Here is a 1,104-nt window from a genome sequence, read left to right on the forward strand (position 1 = left end):
CTCGATAAGAACGGAAATGGTGAGCTTGATCCAGACGAAGTAACCTCATCTACAATCATCAAAGATGGTAAGGATGGAAAAGCTGGCGCAACTGGCGCAACTGGAGCCACCGGAGCTACCGGAGCTAAAGGCGATAAAGGTGAAACTGGAGCTACAGGCGCGACCGGAGCTAAAGGTGATAAAGGTGATAAAGGTGAAACTGGAGCTACAGGCGCAACCGGTGCAGCAGGACCAAAAGGCGATAAAGGTGCAACCGGTGCTACAGGAGCAACTGGTGCCAAAGGTGAAGATGGCAAGCCATCATTGGCGCAAGTCGTAGACAACAACGACGGCACACACACTGTTAAAGTTGGTCTTGATAAGAACGGCAACGGTAAGCTTGATCCAAGTGAAGTAACGTCAACGACTATCGTGAAAGATGGCGCAACAGGTGCTACAGGCGCGACCGGAGCTAAGGGCGATAAAGGTGCAGATGGTAAATCATCATTAACTGAAGTAGTTAACAACAACGACGGTACGCATACTGTTAAAGTTGGTCTTGATAAGAATGGTGATGGTAAGCTTGATCCAAGTGAGGTAACGTCAACGACTATCGTGAAAGATGGCGCAACAGGTGCAACAGGAGCGGATGGTAAACCATCATTGGCTAAGGTTGTAGACAATAACGATGGCACTCACACTGTTCAAGTTGGACTTGATAAGAACGGCAACGGTCAGTTGGATTCAGACGAAGTGACATCTTCAACAATCATCAAAGACGGTAAGGATGGAAAATCTCCATTAGCTGAAGTAGTTAACAACAACGACGGTACGCATACTGTTAAAGTTGGAATCGACAAGAACGGCGACGGTAAACTTGATCCAAGTGAAGTAACGTCAACGACTATCGTCAAAGATGGCGCAACTGGTGCTACAGGCGCAACTGGAGCGGATGGCAAGCCATCATTGGCTAAGGTTGTAGACAACAACGATGGCACCCATACTGTTCAAGTCGGACTCGATAAGAACGGTAATGGTCAGTTGGATTCAGACGAAGTGACATCTTCAACTATCGTCAAAGATGGTAAGGATGGTAAAGCTGGAGCCACAGGAGCAGATGGTAAA

The 1,104-nt window shown here is 47.6% G+C and carries 1 pseudogene; it reads left to right on the forward strand.

Annotated features, from left to right (window positions below):
• Positions 1-1,104 (forward strand): annotated as a pseudogene (locus tag O3651_RS10065) (hypothetical protein); the annotation flags it as partial.

This window comes from Streptococcus sp. 27098_8_73 (genome assembly GCF_041432495.1).
Classification (GTDB): domain Bacteria; phylum Bacillota; class Bacilli; order Lactobacillales; family Streptococcaceae; genus Streptococcus.